Raw genomic sequence first — 486 nt, forward strand, 5'->3', positions numbered from 1 at the left:
CCCGAGGCCGCGAATGCGGGTCTCGGAAGGGGCGCTTACGCGCCTGCTCGGCCGAACGGCCGAGGAGAGGAGGGGGAGGAGGGACGGTGTCCCGGACAAGGTGTTCGGGGACATTATCTGTGGAGACTTCCCATGAACATCGGTTCGATCAAGCAGAATGACGCTGGCATTTTCGTCGGCAAGATCGCGACGCTGACGATTGCCATGACGATCGCGCTGCGCGAGGTACACTCGGCCAATCCCAAGGCGCCGAAGTTCGAGGTGCTGGCGCTGTCGGCCTCGCGGGCGTGGGTGCAGGTGGGCGCGCTGTTCGAGCTGTTCTCGAACGGCACGGGCGAGGCGTTCCTCAACGGCAAGATCGAGGACCCCAGCCTGACCGCGCCGCTCTACATCTCGGCGTTTGCCCAAGAGGACGGCAGCTACAATGTGGTCTGGTCGCGACCGACGCGCCGGCGCGACCTTGCCTCGGAGATGGCGCCCAAGGCC

At 65.8% G+C, this 486-nt stretch carries 1 protein-coding gene; it reads left to right on the forward strand.

Going from position 1 to position 486, the window contains the following annotated elements:
• Positions 1-132: 132 nt before the first annotated feature.
• On the forward strand, positions 133-486 hold a 354-nt coding region (locus tag L3X40_RS22170; protein ID WP_139181330.1), incomplete at its 3' end, for a DUF736 domain-containing protein.

The organism is Rhizorhapis sp. SPR117 (assembly GCF_021742065.1).